At 43.2% G+C, this 16,837-nt stretch carries 19 protein-coding genes and 1 other RNA gene; 14 read left to right on the top strand and 6 right to left on the bottom strand.

What is annotated here, in order from left to right; translation table 11 throughout:
* Positions 1 to 6: 6 nt before the first annotated feature.
* From dolP to EXT47_RS16460, 4 genes are read right to left on the bottom strand one after another with little or no spacing between them, the layout of a single operon-like run.
* Positions 7 to 573: a division/outer membrane stress-associated lipid-binding lipoprotein gene (gene dolP / locus EXT47_RS16475; RefSeq protein ID WP_017219053.1), complete on the bottom strand. Its 567-nt coding sequence runs from the start codon at positions 571 to 573 to the stop codon at positions 7 to 9.
* Entirely contained in the window at positions 570 to 1,157 is a 588-nt protein-coding gene (locus EXT47_RS16470) for an SIS domain-containing protein (protein WP_010376705.1), read from the bottom strand. Before EXT47_RS16470 ends, dolP begins: the two co-directional genes overlap by 4 nt.
* Position 1,158: 1 nt before the next feature.
* Entirely contained in the window at positions 1,159 to 1,524 is a 366-nt protein-coding gene (locus EXT47_RS16465) for a YraN family protein (protein WP_069020035.1), read from the bottom strand.
* A 9-nt stretch (positions 1,525 to 1,533) separates the two neighbouring features.
* Positions 1,534 to 3,420, bottom strand: coding sequence for a penicillin-binding protein activator (locus tag EXT47_RS16460; RefSeq protein WP_130127090.1), 1,887 nt, complete (start codon positions 3,418 to 3,420; stop codon positions 1,534 to 1,536).
* Positions 3,421 to 3,480: 60 nt separating this feature from the next.
* Between EXT47_RS16460 and rsmI the strand changes: the two genes are divergently transcribed.
* The 14 genes from rsmI to EXT47_RS16385 all read left to right on the top strand — a co-directional run bounded on the left by rsmI (position 3,481) and on the right by EXT47_RS16385 (position 15,387).
* On the top strand, positions 3,481 to 4,341 hold the full coding sequence (gene rsmI, locus EXT47_RS16455; protein ID WP_130127089.1) for a 16S rRNA (cytidine(1402)-2'-O)-methyltransferase: 861 nt from the start codon (positions 3,481 to 3,483) through the stop codon (positions 4,339 to 4,341).
* Positions 4,342 to 4,395: 54 nt separating this feature from the next.
* Positions 4,396 to 4,766, top strand: an RNA gene (gene rnpB / locus EXT47_RS16450) — RNase P RNA component class A.
* A gap of 267 nt (positions 4,767 to 5,033) precedes the next feature.
* Positions 5,034 to 5,453, top strand: coding sequence for a hypothetical protein (locus EXT47_RS16445; protein WP_130127088.1), 420 nt, complete (start codon positions 5,034 to 5,036; stop codon positions 5,451 to 5,453).
* 22 nt (positions 5,454 to 5,475) lie between these two features.
* Positions 5,476 to 6,240, top strand: a complete 765-nt coding sequence (locus EXT47_RS16440; protein ID WP_130127087.1) for a hypothetical protein — start codon at positions 5,476 to 5,478, stop codon at positions 6,238 to 6,240.
* A gap of 136 nt (positions 6,241 to 6,376) precedes the next feature.
* Positions 6,377 to 7,780 (top strand): MBL fold metallo-hydrolase RNA specificity domain-containing protein, encoded by a 1,404-nt coding sequence (locus tag EXT47_RS16435; RefSeq protein WP_130127086.1) that lies wholly within the window; start codon positions 6,377 to 6,379, stop codon positions 7,778 to 7,780.
* A gap of 445 nt (positions 7,781 to 8,225) precedes the next feature.
* The gene (locus EXT47_RS16430) at positions 8,226 to 8,474 is read left to right on the top strand and encodes a hypothetical protein (protein WP_039492891.1); all 249 of its coding nucleotides are present in this window, start codon (positions 8,226 to 8,228) and stop codon (positions 8,472 to 8,474) included.
* A 304-nt stretch (positions 8,475 to 8,778) separates the two neighbouring features.
* Positions 8,779 to 10,254: a serine hydrolase gene (locus EXT47_RS16425; protein ID WP_130127085.1), complete on the top strand. Its 1,476-nt coding sequence runs from the start codon at positions 8,779 to 8,781 to the stop codon at positions 10,252 to 10,254.
* Between the two features lie 264 nt (positions 10,255 to 10,518).
* Positions 10,519 to 11,538 (top strand): tRNA dihydrouridine(20/20a) synthase DusA, encoded by a 1,020-nt coding sequence (dusA, locus tag EXT47_RS16415; RefSeq protein WP_130127084.1) that lies wholly within the window; start codon positions 10,519 to 10,521, stop codon positions 11,536 to 11,538.
* Between the two features lie 179 nt (positions 11,539 to 11,717).
* Positions 11,718 to 12,374, top strand: coding sequence for a PspA/IM30 family protein (locus EXT47_RS16410; protein WP_130127083.1), 657 nt, complete (start codon positions 11,718 to 11,720; stop codon positions 12,372 to 12,374).
* A 48-nt stretch (positions 12,375 to 12,422) separates the two neighbouring features.
* Positions 12,423 to 12,632, top strand: a complete 210-nt coding sequence (locus EXT47_RS16405) for a PspC domain-containing protein (RefSeq protein ID WP_010376716.1) — start codon at positions 12,423 to 12,425, stop codon at positions 12,630 to 12,632.
* Between the two features lie 23 nt (positions 12,633 to 12,655).
* Positions 12,656 to 12,997 (top strand): hypothetical protein, encoded by a 342-nt coding sequence (locus EXT47_RS16400; protein ID WP_039492883.1) that lies wholly within the window; start codon positions 12,656 to 12,658, stop codon positions 12,995 to 12,997.
* A 95-nt stretch (positions 12,998 to 13,092) separates the two neighbouring features.
* Positions 13,093 to 13,617, top strand: a complete 525-nt coding sequence (locus EXT47_RS16395) for a copper chaperone PCu(A)C (RefSeq protein WP_039492881.1) — start codon at positions 13,093 to 13,095, stop codon at positions 13,615 to 13,617.
* Between the two features lie 17 nt (positions 13,618 to 13,634).
* On the top strand, positions 13,635 to 14,621 hold the full coding sequence (locus EXT47_RS16390; RefSeq protein ID WP_130127082.1) for a DUF2333 family protein: 987 nt from the start codon (positions 13,635 to 13,637) through the stop codon (positions 14,619 to 14,621).
* Between the two features lie 4 nt (positions 14,622 to 14,625).
* Positions 14,626 to 15,387, top strand: a complete 762-nt coding sequence (locus EXT47_RS16385; protein WP_010376724.1) for a TIGR04219 family outer membrane beta-barrel protein — start codon at positions 14,626 to 14,628, stop codon at positions 15,385 to 15,387.
* Between the two features lie 80 nt (positions 15,388 to 15,467).
* Here EXT47_RS16385 and EXT47_RS16380 read toward each other — a convergent pair whose 3' ends face one another.
* On the bottom strand, positions 15,468 to 16,346 hold the full coding sequence (locus EXT47_RS16380; protein ID WP_010376727.1) for a TIGR03899 family protein: 879 nt from the start codon (positions 16,344 to 16,346) through the stop codon (positions 15,468 to 15,470).
* A 1-nt stretch (position 16,347) separates the two neighbouring features.
* Entirely contained in the window at positions 16,348 to 16,830 is a 483-nt protein-coding gene (locus EXT47_RS16375) for a hypothetical protein (protein ID WP_039492987.1), read from the bottom strand.
* Positions 16,831 to 16,837 lie beyond the last annotated feature (7 nt).

Here is a 16,837-nt window from a genome sequence, read left to right as displayed (position 1 = left end):
TATTGTTTAGATGTACTCAAAGGCTTTGATCACACGTTTTACACCATTAATATTTCTGGCGATTTCTACCGCTGAGTTTGCTTCTTGCTTAGAGACTAAGCCCATCAAGAACACTTCGGCATTCTCGGTAACTACCTTAATATTTGCGCCATTGACTTCGTCGGCCGCCAGCAGTTTGGTTTTAACTTTGGAGGTCAGCCAAGTATCATGTGTTTGCGTCGTGATGCCGATGTTTGAGCTTATTCTCAACTGATTATGTACTTGCTTAATCCCTGCAACGTTCTGTAGCGCACGCTCAGCTTCCGTTTTCATTTCTTGATTAGTGACCTGACCAATCATTAATACTACGCCATTAACACTTACAAGCGTGATATTGGCATGATCAGCAAGGCGCTTAATCTCTTTGATAGCAAGTGTACCTTTGATCTCGATATTGTTATCGTCAATTTGTGCACCGATAGTGCGTCTATCATTTGCTGCAGACACCGCACCGGCTGTACCAGCAACTACCGCAGCAGCACACCCTTGTAGTAACAAGATGGCGGCAAGTAAAGAGGTTATTCTCATCATCATACTTCGTCCTGAGGGAATAAAATTGCGTCGATTAGCTCACTTAAACAGTGAGTATTGAATAGTTGTGACTCGATTATCCGGCTTGGGCGTTTACTTGGGATCCGGATCTCTACATCCTGAGGGCCCAACAGGCCGGTAATTTCACCACCATCATCGCCAACTAGCGCGATGACTTTCATATCTCTCGTAAGAGCCGCTTCCACTGCGCCAATAACCGCCTTTTCTTGCCCGTTTATGGCATACGCCACCAGCAAGTCTCCTTGCTGCGCGAATGCGCGTATTTGCTTGGCAAAGCGCTCTCTGGCTTTGCCATTTTCTGGTGACGCCAAATTATATTGCTCATTCGTTAGTGCAATTGCGGGCAGACACGGGCGTTCGGTTTCGTAAAAGTTGCTTAAGATGGTTGCGAAGTGGTGCGCCAACATATGATTACTTGGCGCGCCGCAGCAGATGATTTTATTGCCATTGATCAGGCTCTGAGCCATGGTCATAGCTGCGGTTTCTAGCGCTTTAGGCAATACTTCGCCTGCCGCTATCTGCGCTTGAATTGACTCTGTAAATATAGATTTTATAGATTCTTGCATGCTAAAAAATATTTCTAATCCAGTTTATTTCAGGGGGATCGGCCCCTTGAATGGCAACAAAGTCGACTCTAAGTTGCGTGTTATGCAAATTTTGCTGTGCTAAATAATTATAAATACTACGCTTTAATCTTTGAAGCTTAGTTTTTGATAGTGCGTTAATTGCGCCACCAAAGTGGCTGCTATCGCGATACTTTACTTCAATAAACACTAAGGTTTGCGACTCTCGCATAATGAGATCTATCTCTCCGTATTTACAGAGATAGTTTCTGGTGACGGGGGTTAATCCTTGTTTTACCAAGAATTGCTCCGCAATCACCTCAAAATGCTCGCCCTTACTCCGTGTGTTGCTAAATAGTCCTTTAAACATCCAGATATCCTATCTGATCAAAGAGTCTCCCGCAGGTTTCTCTTGTTGCATAAATAATGGTAGTGGAGGCTGTTCATCTAAGCTCACTAAACGAATTTGTTTATTATGATACTGTGCCCAACTGAGCTTTCGCACAACATCACTGCCACCACGGATGCTGAGTTGGCCGGTTAAGCCATCAAAACTTTTACCCGAGAGCCAAGCCAGTTGGCGCAGCTCGGGGACTAAATTCGTGGCGTCATATGCCATTGCAAACAAGCGCTGCTCTAAGTCGGCCTGCTCAGGCCATAAAGATTGATAGGCATCTCGAAGCGGTGCTTTTTCAACAGCACCCGGTAGCATCCAAGGCTGCTCGGTAAAATAAAGCCCTTCTAAATCGCCCTTATCAGTAACATCAATTTGTTTACTATAACTGCGAGAGCTTGCATATAAAGGGATCCTATCGGCGAATGTACTGACATTGACGTCTAAATAAGGTTTGAGCAGTCTAGTTTCCATTGTATCACCTAAAATATAGATGGCATCAATGTCGCGTCTAGAGCGTGTTTCGCTTTTGACCTCTTTGCGAAATAGACTTTTGATGACGCTAGTGCGTGCTTTGGATGCATCGACCTCTAAAATATCCGTGATGACATCCGCCATGTTGGTACTATTGGTATAATAACCCACTTCTGGTGCGGTCTCACTGTAGCGTTTCCAACCTTGATCAAAATACTCAATTAAACGCTTACCAGAGGCATTCGCTGGAGCCAGTAACATGGGTTTTTTATAGCCTTTAGCAAGAAAGTGCTTCATTGCTTGCTCGACTTCATGCTCAGGGTTAAGCGCAAAAAAGTACTGTTCACTACTGCTAGGCGTAAGCGTTTCGCGTGCATTTAAAAACAAAGTTGGGTAAGCCGCAAAACCTTTATCTGCGAGTAGTTTTTCAACGTTGGATTTTAATAATGGACCAATGACAAAATCGACATTTGCCTCAGCAAGTTGCGTTACTATTTCAGACTCGGATGCCATTTCATCAATGAAGAAGACCTCTTCAATCGTCCCTTCGTCAGTAGCAGCCAAGAAACCATTTTTAAGCGCTGTACCGAGTCGCTCGCTCGCACCTGATTGTGGTAACAACACCGCAAGTCTTTTAACTTGGTAAGGTTCAAGCGCAACCGCGCCTTGTAAATCTTTAGGCAGCAAAGCAACCGCAGGGTGATTAGTAAAACGACGACGCCAATTATTCATGGCTTGGTCGAGCTGGACGCTCGAACCCAAATAAATTTGTTGATATTTAGCCAGTGTTACCCAACCACGTTGTAAAACCGAGCCAGAATCAAAGCGCTCTAGGGCGTAACTTGATAGCTGCTGTAGCGCGAGCCAAATCTCTTCGTTTAGCCCCGCCACCGCTAAGTTATGTTCATTGGCAATATCGGCCGCTTTAAAGTATTCAACCAATGCTTTTTTTGGTAGTTGCTGAGAGGCATAAATACTACCCAGTAAATACTCATACCAAGCTTGGTGTTCAGGGGTGTTGAGCCTACCCTCTAGTGTGTTCAGGATGGCTAACGCATTGGCATACTGCGACAATTCTTTGCGAGCAAGTGCGATGTATAATTTGTTTTGAATATGATCAACACTGGCTTTTGCTTCCATCGCTAAACCAATTTGCTCTAACATTTGCCAGTCTTTTTCTAAGATAGCAGCGTCTCTGGCTGCATATAGCAATTGGATTTTGGCAACGCCTTCTTTAGTCTGCGCCTTTGCAAATAACGACGCGGCATTGTCATCCGATTGGCTAACGGCTTTAGTTGTTTTAGTTTCTTGGGCGGATTTGGTGACATTTGTGCTTGTACTACAAGCGGATAACCCCGACAATATGGCAACTAAAAGCGCTATCTTTTTAAACTGCACAGGCAAACCTTCTTTTTCACGACTGAGTGGATATCTTACTGACTGATATTGGAGAGCTCAATGGCTAATCTTCACAACGAAAACAAAATCGGCACCCTACATATTGTAGCGACACCAATAGGTAATTTAGATGACATCAGTGAACGTGCACTGAAAGTGTTAAGTCAGGTCGATTTAATCGCTGCCGAAGATACGCGCCACACCGGTAAATTATTGAGCCACTTTAGCATTAAAGCAAAAACTTTTGCACTGCATGATCACAACGAGAAGCAAAAAGCGCAGCAAATTTTAGATTGGTTAAACGAAGGTAAAGACATCGCGCTAGTGTCTGATGCGGGGACGCCGCTTATCAGCGATCCAGGCTATGCCGTGGTAAACCTGTGCCGTGAAGCAGGTGCCACAGTGACTCCCGTTCCTGGCGCGTGTGCCGCCATTGCTGCGGTGAGTTGTTCTGGCTTACCAACAGATAAATTCCAATTCGTGGGATTTTCACCTGCAAAAAGCCAAGCACGTCAGCAATTTTTTAAAGATGCAGTCGCGTCTGGCATCACTAGTATCTTGTACGAAAGCACCCACCGCATTATGGCAAGTCTAGAAGATATGAAAATCGCGCTGGGCGAAACACAACAAGTTGTTTTTGCTAAAGAACTGACCAAAACCTATGAAACCTTTTTCAGTGGCACGGTTACCGAGCTCATTGAGTTTTTAACCGCAACGCCTGAAAAGCAAAAAGGTGAACTGGTGTTGATGCTATCTGGTGAACAAAGAGATGAACAAGCATTAACGCCAGAAGCGAAAAAGCTGATTGAGTTACTAGAGCCAGAAATGCCATTGAAAAAGGCCTGCGGCGTAGCAGCTGAATATTTAGGGCTAAAAAAGAATGCTTTGTATAAGGCTATCATTGCTGAACGAGAAGCGTAATACACGCAATTTATCGCGTGCGTTATTGCATTAAAGTGCGTATAATCGCCCGCCTGAGTCAGCCGGATAATCGCTGCCTGTGACGAAAATGATCAGGGGGAGGAAAGTCCGGGCTCCAATGGGCAGGGTGCCAGCTAACGGCTGGGGGGCGTGAGCCTACGACAAGTGCAGCAGAGAGAAGACCGCCTAAGTCCTTCGGGACCGGTAAGGGTGAAAGGGTGCGGTAAGAGCGCACCGGACCACTGGTAACAGTTGGTTGCAAGGTAAACTCCACCCGGAGCAAGACCAAATAGGGTTCCTTATGGTGTGGCCCGCATCGGAACCGGGTAGGTTGCTCGAGCCTAGGAGCGATCCTAGGCCTAGACGAATGATTATCGATCTCCTTCGGGAGTGAACAGAACCCGGCTTATAGGCTGACTCACCCTATTCAAGAGAACCGCTTGATTTGCTGAAGTAAATCGAGTGGTTCTCTCAAACTACCAACTTTTAGTATTAACTTCCTAACTGACTTTGTATCTTTAAACTTAATCACTTTCATCTAACTTTTTGATTTTTGCGCCAATGCACTATTTTGCTAGTATGTAATCATAGTAATAGCAGCGTTAGATTTTGCATAGGCTATTGAGTCGAGTAAGTTAGCTCAATTTTATAAAGTAGGCTTGCTCAATAAAATGGAATAAGAGAGAGAAGTTGTGAGCAGCAACCAAACTAAACAATCAGCCCGAAATATTGTGATTTATATAGAGAGCTATAGCAGGCCGGGTGAAGGTGACAAAGTAGAGTATATTATCGACTTTTGTTGCTATCAAGATGCTCAGGCGGTAGCTCGGTTGTTTGGGCAAGAGTTGATACCTGAAGTGGCAAGGTTTTACCGGCTGACTACTCCACATATGAGACATAGCCGTCTAGCTGCTGGTTCTTTCTATAGCATGCCGTATACCTTTTTTGAGGAGTTTGAATTAGAAAATGAGGAGTTTGAATTAGAAGACGGTGAGGGAAGTGCTTTTGTCGCATACTCACTACGCACACGCTCTCATTTTTCATTCAGTCAGTCAGTATCTCACCGATACGCAATTTATTTCTCCCTCTACTCCTACTCTCCCGTTTATTAAGTTAGAGCGTCAGTGGAATAGTTTGACCGTTGTTAATTGTGGCCAAGGTAATTGGAATGAAGTGCACAGCTCCGAGCATGTCTTAGTTTATGATTTTGGAGCATCTCAACGATATAGTGACAGGCAAGTGAAAGATCTCATTTCTAGAAGAATGCGTGCAATGAATGGTCGTCGCTATACCGTTATCATCAGTCACTGGGATATGGATCATTTTCAAGCGTTAAAGTTTTGCAGCCCCACACAGCTCGCTGATTGTGACGCTGTATTTGGTCCAGATAATATTCCCGATACTTTAGTTTACAGAGATACCATAGAGCACTTAGAGAGTAATAATGTTGCTATTGTATGTTTACGTTCAACAATTTCGCGAAAAGGAAGAGAAATCACGCTCAGCTCGATTTACTCTTCAGCAACGATAGATGTCTACAGAGCTAGCGCCGGCAGCTCAAGAAATCAAACTGGTATCATGTTAGCGATCAAAGGTAAAAATAAAGTGGCTCTACTTACAGGGGATCATCATTATCCGAAGATATTGGACGCGGTAAGCACCTCCTCATTTAGTGATAGGGGAGTGATCCTAGTGACCCCTCACCATGGTGGTGAAGCGGGTTATTTAAGTGTCTCTAGGTGGCAAACTGCTTTTCCAAATATTGAGTGCCCTATATCTGTTGGCGACAATAGTTATGGCCACCCTCAGCAAAACATATCTCGTCTACAGGCTTTAGAAGGGAAAATGCCAAAGCTAACCGTGATAGCTAATGACAATGACATTGAGTATCTACTTTAATTGGTTATACCAGCTAAAACTATAAAACTCACATCTGTAACTCTTTTGATGCAGCACATAAGCAACTCGGATTTTTGTAACTAAACTTACATAAACCCAAGGGGAACTACCCCGAGCGAAGAAATGAGTAAAAGCGATGGCAACAATTACCTTCCATGGGGCTGCGCAAGAAGTTACAGGGTCTTGCCACCTTATTAGCTCGCCTTCATTAGGTGATGTACTACTTGATTGCGGTATGCATCAAGGGATGAGAGCAAAGCACCTTATCTCGCGTGAGCAATTTGAATTTAATCCAAATAGTATTGATATGGTTATTCTCTCCCATGCGCACTTGGACCATTCGGGTAGGCTGCCTTACTTATTACATGATGGCTTTACAGGCCCAATCTATTGCACAGAGGCGACGTCGCAATTGTTGCCCATTATGCTATTTGATGCGTTAAGTTTATACGAAAATGATTTGCGTAGAGAAAACAGAAAGCGTGCGCGTAAGGGGCTCGATGATATTCCCGCACAGTACACGAAAGAAGATGTACTGGATGTATTGGACTGTCTCAAGCCTATTGCTTATCAGCAAGAAGTAAAAATTGCAAAAGTCGCGAGTGTGCGCTTTCACGATGCTGGGCACATTCTTGGCTCGGCAATCACAGAGCTAACCTTTGATGAGCAAGGGAAACAGAAAAAGGTGGTTTTTTCGGGTGATCTTGGTAATAAAGATACACTGTTGATGAATGATCCTACGTTGCTAGAACAAGCTGATATTGTATTAATGGAAGGTACCTATGGGGACCGTGAACATAAGTCTTTAGGTGATACACAAACTCAACTAAAAGGCATTTTGGACGATGCGTTTGCACGCGGTGGTAATGTGATGATCCCCGCGTTTGCAGTGGGCAGAGCGCAGGAACTATTGCTTTATCTAGGTAAGTTACAGCACGCCGGTGAGCTTGATAATTGGCAAGTTTTTCTCGATAGTCCAATGGCTATTAAGGTCACTGAAGTATACGATCAGTGGCTCCCGACTTTGGATTGTGAAGGCGTTAAAAAACTTCATACCGGAGAGCAAAGCTTACTCAAGAATTTCTTATCTACATTGCATTTGATGGTAGATGCCGAAGACTCAATGGCAATCAACAAAATAAGCGGCGGGGCATTAATCATCGCGGGTAGTGGAATGTGCACAGGTGGGCGGATCACGCATCATTTTAAACATCGCATTTGGGATAGTCGCAATACCATCATCTTTGTCGGATATCAGGCCAAAGGCACCTTAGGAAGGATATTGGTTGACGGCGCCCAACACATCAAATTATTTGGCGATGATATTATAGTGAAAGCAAATATCGAAACACTAAACGGCTTTTCAGCACATGCCGGGCAAGCGGCATTGATTGAATGGGTTAGCCATTTTAAAAGTTGTCCTAAAGTGATACTTGTTCACGGTGAACCCGACGCATTGGAAGGACTAGCAGAAGCGCTTAAGCTGCAACATAACATTCAGGCTGAAATTCCCGTATTGGGGGAAACAATAGAGTTTTAGCGGCTATCTGCTAAAAATAGTTATATAACTAACGACACAATAATAAGTGATAGCAAATAGTAGTATGTGTCATTGCAGTGCCAACTAATGAGATTTTGAGTTTGAGACTTTGCTTTATCTTATATTTATTCAGTGTTTTAGCTTGTACTCTTGGTAGTGCAAAAGCGCGCGCGTCAGATAAGCCATTAGCACCTTATCTGGAGTCTAACACTGGCCCCTAAAACAATGCTTAATACTGGCGGTGAGCCGGATGGCTATGCGGTAAAGGTGTTGCAAACATTAGTTCAGCGACTTGATTGGCCGATAAAGATTGAATATTTTCCGTGGCCCAGAGTGTCATACATGGCGCAAAAGGGCTGTGTAATATTGTCTTGACGGTACTTATGCGGCGAGGTTACGCAAGTTATATGGTTTTTCAAAATCAGCCCATCCTAAATCAAAAAACGTGATCATAGTCAGAAAAGATAGCACCATCACATTTGACGGAAACAAAGCGATTGATGACGAGTATCAGCGTACGCGTCAACACTTAGCGAAGCATATCCAATTAACCAATACGTCCCAAAGTAGTTTGCAAATGTTGCTATTAGGGCGGGTTGATGCTGTATTTGAAAATGATTTAACTGCAATTATGGAGTTAAAAGCCCTATATCACGTTACCCAAGTTTGGGCGTTTGGCCGAACGAGCAAATGAGTTTGATGCCGCGATGCTCTCTTTTAAACAAACAGCAGCGTTTAAACAAATACAGCAACAATACCTTGCCGTTGAAAGAGAATGATCGTGCTGTATGCCTCATTATTCAACTGTTCACCGAAATCCCCTGATGTGTTCGTCAAATTCACTATTTCTTTATCTTTTTCACTATTTTGTTTTTATGTAGGCTTAACTGGAAGCAATAATTTTTAATTAAACTATTGAAAATAAAGTGAATTCTGTTTTGGCATAAGACTTGAAAATAACTAACCATCTCTTAATGTAAATGAACGATGGAACAATCATGTACAAGAACAACAAAGTTTTACTATCAACCGTGTTATGGTTTGGCACGCTTTTATGGTCGGCATTATTTTCATCCTTGGTGAAGGCTGAGTCGGTAGACAAGCTGATCAAAACCCTCATGAAAGAAAGGCATATTCCCGGATTACAGTTAGCCGTAGTTAAAGACGATAAAATTATTAAGCAAGGAAGTTATGGTTTTGCAGACTTACAGCATCAAGTGCCTGTGACTGAGCAGACGTTATTTCCGATTAATTCGATGACAAAGGCGTTTACCGGTGTTGCGATTGTACAGTTAGCTGAGCAAGGTTATCTAAACATTGACGATGAAATTGGTAAACACTTACCTGATTTACCTAAAGCTTGGCTGCAACTCAAAATTAATCAATTAATGGGTCACACCACAGGTCTGCCGCCGATCCTGGCATCAAATTATGCCCTAGAAACCATTGTACCGAATGATGCGGAAGCCTCATGGCAAGCTGTGCAAAAGCAGCCTCTTCAATTTACACCTAACTCGCGTTTTAGTTATAACCAAACCGGCTATGTGATTTTGGGTAAAGTCATTGATAAATATGCACCTGAAGGGTTTCCTGCTTTTATCACCAAGATGCAGTTAGCACGTGCTAACATGCCGCAAACTGCGCAGGCAGGTTTTGATTATCTTGAACTTATGGTGCCAAATCAGGCTCGCCAATATATTCATTTAGGTGAGGGGAATTACAAAAACTTTTACGGCGAATTCCCTTATATGTTGAGAACCGCAGCGGGAATGAGTTCAACCGCAACGGAACTAGCTAACTATGTTGTATCACTACAACAAGGCGAGTTGGTTAAAGAGTTAGATATGCTATGGACGCCAGTAAAGCTTAACAATGGCCGTACTGAAGCCTTTAACAACAAAGAAAACGGCTATGCTATGGGCTGGCAAGTGATCCAACGTAAATATCACCCAGCAATTAGCGCAAGTGGTGGGAATGCGACTACAGTGATCACTTACCCTGAAGACAAGCTTTCTGTGGTTGTACTCACCAACCTTTTAGGCGGGTTACCCATTGAGTTTGTTGATGACATTGCCGCGTATTATATTCCCAACTTTAACGACGCTAGTAAGCAAAAGACCTATCAGCCGATGGTGTACTTAAAGCAGTTTACAGATAAACATGGCTTTACCGACTTTGCGACTACGTTTGCAAAAGCGCAGCAAGATATCGGTGTAATGTATGACTTAGAGATCTTGGTGGAGTGGGGCAATAAGCTTGTTGAAGATGGTCAAGTTAATAATGGTATCGAAATCTTTAAATTTGCGCTGACACAAAATAACGAGCAGCCATATTACCATAACAGCATCGCGCAAGCGTATGAGTTAAATAAGCAGTATGCACAAGCACTTGAGCATTATCAGCAGTTACTTGCGATAAACCCAAACAGTCAGTTCGCAAAAAATAAAGTAGCGGTAGTGAAGGAGTATCTTTAACTTACCATAAGACTGTGAAGGCAGTCTAAGCAAATCGAAAGCCGCAAGTTCAATTACTTGCGGCTTTTTAGTAAATAACCTGAGGTTTGGATAAGAAATTATCCAAACCTCAGGTTATTTACTATTGGCAATAAATTGCTGTCTATACTTAACGAAGTATTAGAAGCTACGGTATACTACGCAATCACCTATTTGAGCTATGTACTGCTATGGACATAACTAGTACAGGTCATTGATAGTAAACCTGATTGAGAAAGTCATACCATGAGCCAACAACCTACTCCACCCTTAGAGCCACAAACACCGAACCACTGCGTTGATGCCTTTCGCCGCTTTAGCGTTGCACCCATGTTAGATTGGACGGATCGACATTGCAGAACCTTTCACCGTAAGCTGACTAAACATGCGGTGCTTTATACTGAGATGATCACTACAGGTGCGATTATTTTTGGTAAAGGGGATTATTTGGCATTTGGTGCGCATGAGTTACCAGTGGCGTTGCAGTTGGGGGGCTCTGATCCTAAGGCGTTGGCAGAGTGTGCTAAGCGTGCTGAGCAATATGGCTACAGTGAGGTAAACCTAAACGTGGGTTGCCCGTCAGATCGCGTGCAAAATGGGCGCTTTGGTGCGTGTTTAATGGCTGAGCCTCAGCTCGTTGCTGATTGTGTGGCGGCGATGAAGGCAGAAGTGAATATTCCGGTAACGGTAAAAACGCGCATTGGTATTGATGAACAAGATTCCTATGAGTTTCTTACAGCGTTGATTGAAGCCTCGCAGGCGGTGGGCTGTGATGACTTTATCATTCATGCCCGTAAAGCATGGTTGCAAGGCTTAAGCCCGAAAGAAAATCGTGAGATCCCACCATTAGATTATCCTCGCGTTTATCAATTAAAGAAAGACTATCCAGATCTGCATATCAGTATTAATGGTGGTGTTAAAACTCTTGAGGAATGCCAGCATCATTTGGCTCACCTTGACGGCGTAATGGTTGGCCGTGAAGCCTACAGCAACCCGTTTATGTTGTCGCAGGTTGATGAGCTATTGTATGGCGAAGCTGCGTTTACGCAAACTCGCCATCAAGTCGTAAGAAGCATGTATGACTACTTTGAAAGTGAAATGTCGAATGGTGCAAACTTTTGGCATATTGCGCGTCACATGTTGGGTATTTTTCAAAATCAGCCCGGAGCGAGAGGATTCCGTCGTCACTTATCAGAAAATGGTCACAAAAAAGAGGCTGGCATAGAGGTGATGGAAAAGGCGCTGTCTTTTGTACCTGAAGCGTAAAATATATTGCTCCAATCCTGTGTGTGAAAAAGACGATTTTATCGTCTTTTTCACTATTTAATGTATCTCAATAAATTTATTTTTCTTTTCAAAAAACCTTAACTCAATGATTTAATTTTGTTTTTATTTTTGGCACGGCTCTTGGAATAGTCTAACTATATTATAAAAGGAGCCGAACAATGACCATCATCAACAGAATTGAAGATCTTATCAAAGCAGAACTTAACGCGTTACTAGACAAAGCCGAAGACCCACAAAAAATGGCAACTCAGTTAGTGCGTGATTTAGAAGAAGCGCTATCTGATTGTCGTGCAACGGCAGCAGAGCTTATTTGCCAACAAAAAGTAGCGCAGCGCCAAGTTGAGCAAGCAAATAAAGCTGCGACAACGTGGCAAAGTAAAGCCGAACATGCCCTTGAAAAAGGTCGTGAAGATCTTGCCCGCTCAGCCCTTGAGCAAAAGCAGCGAGAAACCGAAAAAGCGCAAGAAGCACAGCAAAAAATTGATGATCTAACGCCTGCTCTTGAAAAACTCAGCGCAGATGCGGACAAGTTGCAAAGCAAAATTCAGCAATTAAAGGCAAAAGAAAAGGCCATGTTGCGCCGCTTGGAAGCTGGTAAGGCAAGGTTAACCATCAAACAAACGCTGAATAGTGACGAGATGCGCTCTGCAACGCGCAAGTTCGACGAGTTAGAGCGTAAGGTGGCGCGCCTTGAAGCTGAAGTCGAATCCTATGACTTAGGGCAGCCTGATGTATGGCAGCGCTTTGAAGATGAACAAAAGCAACAACAAATTGACGATGAATTAGCCCAACTGAAGCAAAAAATGGCGAGCTAGGCTCGCCCACTGCAACGAACTGAGCAATCAAAGCGAAAGGGGATAAAGATGAAAAATAGATATCAATCAACACTGTCTCAAATGAATAGTTCAAAGAAAATTGGTGGCGTATGTGCGCAACTAGCACAACGTTTTGATATGCCAATTTGGTTAACGCGTTTACTAACGGTATTGCTGTTTTTTAAGTTTCCAATGTTAGTGTTATTGGCGTATGGCGTCGCTTGGTTTGCAATGCCAAAAGCGCAATACGAAAACTAAGTAACGGCGACGAGGTAGGCACTATGAAAGTCGTGGCCGGTATATTATTAGCGCTGGTATTTTTATTGGCGCTATCTTGGGTGTCGCTGCCACTAATATGGTTAGACATCAGCGATCTGCAACTCGATATGGGATTTGACCTAGGTTGGTTTGGCTTTGAAATACTCACGTTGTTATTTGCAATTGTAGCGCTGGCGGTGCTAGGAGCACTCTTGAGCGCAGGTATTTTAGGGTTGCTCCTTATTGTGTTCATTGGGCTAGTAATGACATTGCTATTTAATTCGCTGATAGTGCTATTTCCACTCATCTGTATTATTGCAATTGTGTGGTTAGTGGTAGACAAATCTGCTCAAGCAAAAGTTTGAGCAGTGGGTTTTTGTTGGCGATAGGAGATAAAAAACACGCTAAATTGGGATCTGTGATATAGTTATTTGCAGTTATAAATCCAAGGAAAGCCAACATGAAATCAAGTGTAATCAAAACCTTAATTTTTGCTTTATCAACTTTTATCGGCTTTAACGCTTCAGCTCATCAAGGGCATGAACATGGTGAACATCATCATGGTTCGGAGCAACTTTCTGTTCACAACGCAACCGTGCGTACTTTTTTACCGGCAGCACCTTCAACTGCAGGTTATCTCGTTATTGAAAATCCAACGCAGCAAAATAAAGTGTTGATTAAGGCTTCGCTTGAAGGCGTTAAGCGTGTTGAAATTCACGAGCATGTTCATAAAGAAGACATGATGAAAATGCAACGTGTTGACGAGCTAGCTATTCCTGCGGGTAAATCAGTGACATTCCAGCCTGGTGGTTATCACTTAATGGTGTTTGAACCAGTAGAAACATTAAAAGTCGGTGAGAAGCGTAAGCTTACGCTATATTTTGCTGATGGCGATAGGATCTTCACCATGGCGGAAGTCATCGCACTTGCAGACATGTTTGGTGGCAAAGAAAAATCAAACGCCGGACATCACTCTCATCACTAAAAACAGTGAGGTATTAAATGGGAAATCATACGGGAAAAATCATCTCTGGCATTATCGCTGTCATACTTCTGGGTTATGTTATAGCCGTGTATTGGAGTGTGGAACCAGAGCAATTTGACGTCGTCGCGGCAGCAAAAGCGGATGCGCAGAAAAATGGCAATACATTAGTCACTGGGTACGTGACGACACATACCTTGATTAAAGTGACGGATACGCTTTTAAATAAGCCAGGTGGTTACTTGTCGAACGACATGATGCCACCAAGCGTAATGATGGATAACATGCTTGCTTGGGAGTACGGTGTGCTTGAGATGACACGAGATCTTACACTTTCGATGCGTAAAGATTTTAGTCGTTCACAATCTCAATCGACTGAACACCCAAGTTTAAAGCTAGCCCAACCACAGTTTAATATCAGTTCAACAGCGTGGATGTGGCCAAGTGCTGAAGGTGAATATCAAAAAGGCAATGATTTACTACGTCAGTATTTGACTCAAATCTCTGATAATAGTAACCGCGACAGCCAGTTTTATGCGCGTGCTGATAACTTGAGAGCTTGGCTAAAAGAGGCTGAAAAGCGCATGGGTAGCTTAAGTCAAAGATTAAGCGCAAGCGTAGGGCAAGATAGATTAAACACCGATTTAGCTGGAGATTCGGCAGCCGATCAAGCAACCATGACGCCAAGCCATAATATGGTGAAAACCTCTTGGTGGCTGATTGATGATGTATTTTATGAAGCCAGAGGCGCCACGTGGGCGTTACTACACTATATGAAAGCGGTAGAGCATGACTTTAGACCTGTGCTTGAAAAGAAAAATGCACTTGTCAGCCTACAGCAGATCATCAGAGAGTTAGAGGCGACTCAAGAGACGGTGTGGAGCCCTATGGTATTAAATGGCAGTGGCTTTGGCTTGGTAGCGAACCATTCTCTGGTCATGGCAAATTATATTTCGCGAGCCAATGCGGCTCTCATCGAACTTAGTGAACTTTTAGCGCAAGGATAACATCATGAAAAAACACTTTTTAGCAGCGGCATTATCTCTCGCTTGCTTAGCACCTGCTGCACACGCAGATACGGTACTCGGGCTTTATGTCGGTGCAGAAGGGTGGGATACCGAAACCGAAGGTAGCTTTGCTGAAAAAGGCAATATGCAAACCTTTAACTTTGACGATGAAACTTTTACGAGTTTCTATGCTGCACTTGAGCATCCCGTGCCGCTAGTACCAAATATCAAGTTACGCTATACCGAGCTTGAGCTAAATGGTCAAACGACGTTAACAGAGTCTTTTGACTTTGGTGGCCAAGTTTATACGGTAGGTACTGATGCGACAACAAACGCAGATCTAAACCACATTGACTACACATTGTATTATGAAGTGCTAGACAATGACTTGTTGACGTTAGACTTTGGTGTGAACTTTAAGCAGTTTGACGGTTCTATCATGGTAACTGGTACTGCAAATGGCCAAACTCGCACAGAAGAAGTTGAATTCTCAGGCTTTGTTCCTCTAGGTTATTTGCGCGGTGAAGTGGGTTTACCACTTACAGGGCTAAGTGTTTTTGCCGAAGGCAGCATGCTTGCAATTGATGACAGCAAAATCCAAGATTATCAAATTGGTATCGCTTATGAGTTTATCGACAATATGGCTGTTGATGTTGCGGTAAAAGTGGGTTACCGCTCTATGGTACTTGAGCTAGATGATATTGACGATATCTACACAGATCTGGATGTCTCTGGTCCATTTGCAGGGATCCAACTACACTTCTAAGATAGTCTAGTTTACTCCTTTAGCGGCTTGGTACGAGTGATCGACCAAGCTGTTTTTGTTTGGTAAATAGAATAGTTTCTTTATCTCTCTTCCCACTCGAGAGAAAACTCGCTTTCAAAGGCCTTTTCTACAAGTTGTTTGTATTGTTTATTTATCGGGCTTTGGAGTAATTTTTTTAGCTCGTCTCCGGTTTGCGTCAGCTTGTAATAACTCAGCACCAAGTCATTGGATTTGGCCGTTAAGGTCATTTTTTTACGCAGATACACCAGCTGCATTGACTGTCCTTTTTGTAGCGATGCGGACTCAATTTCTTGCCGGTAAAGGATATTAATATCCATCAGCGTAAGTATATTTGGGAAGTTCAGCCCAGCTTGGCTTAAGTTGATGGATTCAGTGCTGCCTTTACGTAACAAATCAAAAATAGATGGCTTTTTATAGTAGCCATGAAGAATAAGGTAGCTGTCTTCTTTTTCTAAGTAGCCGCACAGTGGAGCACATCTTTGTAACGCGGTTGCTTCACGTTGGGTCATCATTTTTAGGGTTTGCAAACTTTTAATTGAAAAAGTGCCGGGTGTAATACTTTCACCCACTAATATCTTTGCCCACAACTTTTGCATAGAGTGATTGGCAATGTCTTCTGCAAGGGTGATGAAGTGCTCCAACCAATCGGGATCGGGGCGACCTCGGGCAGTAACCTCGGGGCATAATGTAAGCGCCATGCCCATAATGGCCTCAAGGTTTTGCTGGCGCTGGATTTTGATTAATTGTTGGCGCTTTAGAGCACGTTTTAGTGTGCCATGTTGAGTTCGCACCGTGTACTGGTTGTCTTTATTTTTATCAGACTGATAACGGTCATTTTGAGTGACAAGCGGTGTGATCCGTTTCACCATGGGGTAGCCGAGCTTTTCTTCAATCGAAAGCGCTAAAGCCGACTTTACTTGTGCATTTTTGACTGCCATATCAAGCTCGTAGTTTATACAGTGTGTGCATATGGTTCACTGCAGAGTTAGTTAGTTGCTGTAAATACTGCTGCATAAAAAGTGCGATAAAACTGCCAATAAACGGCGTATTAGCTCTTCCTTCAATCGTGATGGTCAGTTGTTTATCGGCCTGAGCAGTCAACAAATTAAGGCTAATTTTGGCTAAATGTTCATCGTCTACATGTAATGACAGCTCTAAACTCTGTTCGTTGATTTTGGTGATGGTCATTTCTGCTTCTCCCCAAGGATGCACTAACACTGCTGAACCACCCACTCGTTGCTTTTTTGGCAAAATACGAAAGTGGATGTCTTCGGTTGCTTGCCAATTAAATAATGCTGGCCAATGGGATAATACCAATGGAGAGAGTGTTGTGTTATTTGCAGAAATATCGGTGCTTTTTACCACTTTATAATGGTGTGGCATCGCTAAACCAGCAATCACAATGACAAGTGCCAAAATCATCAGCATT

The organism is Pseudoalteromonas sp. CO342X (genome assembly GCF_004208915.1).
Classification (GTDB): Bacteria; Pseudomonadota; Gammaproteobacteria; order Enterobacterales; family Alteromonadaceae; genus Pseudoalteromonas; species Pseudoalteromonas maricaloris.
This window is presented reverse-complemented; position numbering and strand designations above follow the sequence as displayed.

Bases quoted from the DNA above. Each gene is read 5' to 3' on its own strand.
- dolP (WP_017219053.1), bottom strand. From the start codon at position 573: ATGATGATGAGAATAACCTCTTTACTTGCCGCCATCTTGTTACTACAA.
- EXT47_RS16470 (WP_010376705.1), bottom strand. From the start codon at position 1,157: ATGCAAGAATCTATAAAATCTATATTTACAGAGTCAATTCAAGCGCAG.
- EXT47_RS16465 (WP_069020035.1), bottom strand. From the start codon at position 1,524: ATGTTTAAAGGACTATTTAGCAACACACGGAGTAAGGGCGAGCATTTT.
- rsmI (WP_130127089.1), top strand. From the start codon at position 3,481: ATGGCTAATCTTCACAACGAAAACAAAATCGGCACCCTACATATTGTA.
- EXT47_RS16435 (WP_130127086.1), top strand. From the start codon at position 6,377: ATGGCAACAATTACCTTCCATGGGGCTGCGCAAGAAGTTACAGGGTCT.
- EXT47_RS16425 (WP_130127085.1), top strand. From the start codon at position 8,779: ATGTACAAGAACAACAAAGTTTTACTATCAACCGTGTTATGGTTTGGC.
- dusA (WP_130127084.1), top strand. From the start codon at position 10,519: ATGAGCCAACAACCTACTCCACCCTTAGAGCCACAAACACCGAACCAC.
- EXT47_RS16410 (WP_130127083.1), top strand. From the start codon at position 11,718: ATGACCATCATCAACAGAATTGAAGATCTTATCAAAGCAGAACTTAAC.
- EXT47_RS16405 (WP_010376716.1), top strand. From the start codon at position 12,423: ATGAAAAATAGATATCAATCAACACTGTCTCAAATGAATAGTTCAAAG.
- EXT47_RS16400 (WP_039492883.1), top strand. From the start codon at position 12,656: ATGAAAGTCGTGGCCGGTATATTATTAGCGCTGGTATTTTTATTGGCG.
- EXT47_RS16395 (WP_039492881.1), top strand. From the start codon at position 13,093: ATGAAATCAAGTGTAATCAAAACCTTAATTTTTGCTTTATCAACTTTT.
- EXT47_RS16390 (WP_130127082.1), top strand. From the start codon at position 13,635: ATGGGAAATCATACGGGAAAAATCATCTCTGGCATTATCGCTGTCATA.
- EXT47_RS16385 (WP_010376724.1), top strand. From the start codon at position 14,626: ATGAAAAAACACTTTTTAGCAGCGGCATTATCTCTCGCTTGCTTAGCA.
- EXT47_RS16380 (WP_010376727.1), bottom strand. From the start codon at position 16,346: ATGGCAGTCAAAAATGCACAAGTAAAGTCGGCTTTAGCGCTTTCGATT.
- EXT47_RS16375 (WP_039492987.1), bottom strand. From the start codon at position 16,830: ATGATTTTGGCACTTGTCATTGTGATTGCTGGTTTAGCGATGCCACAC.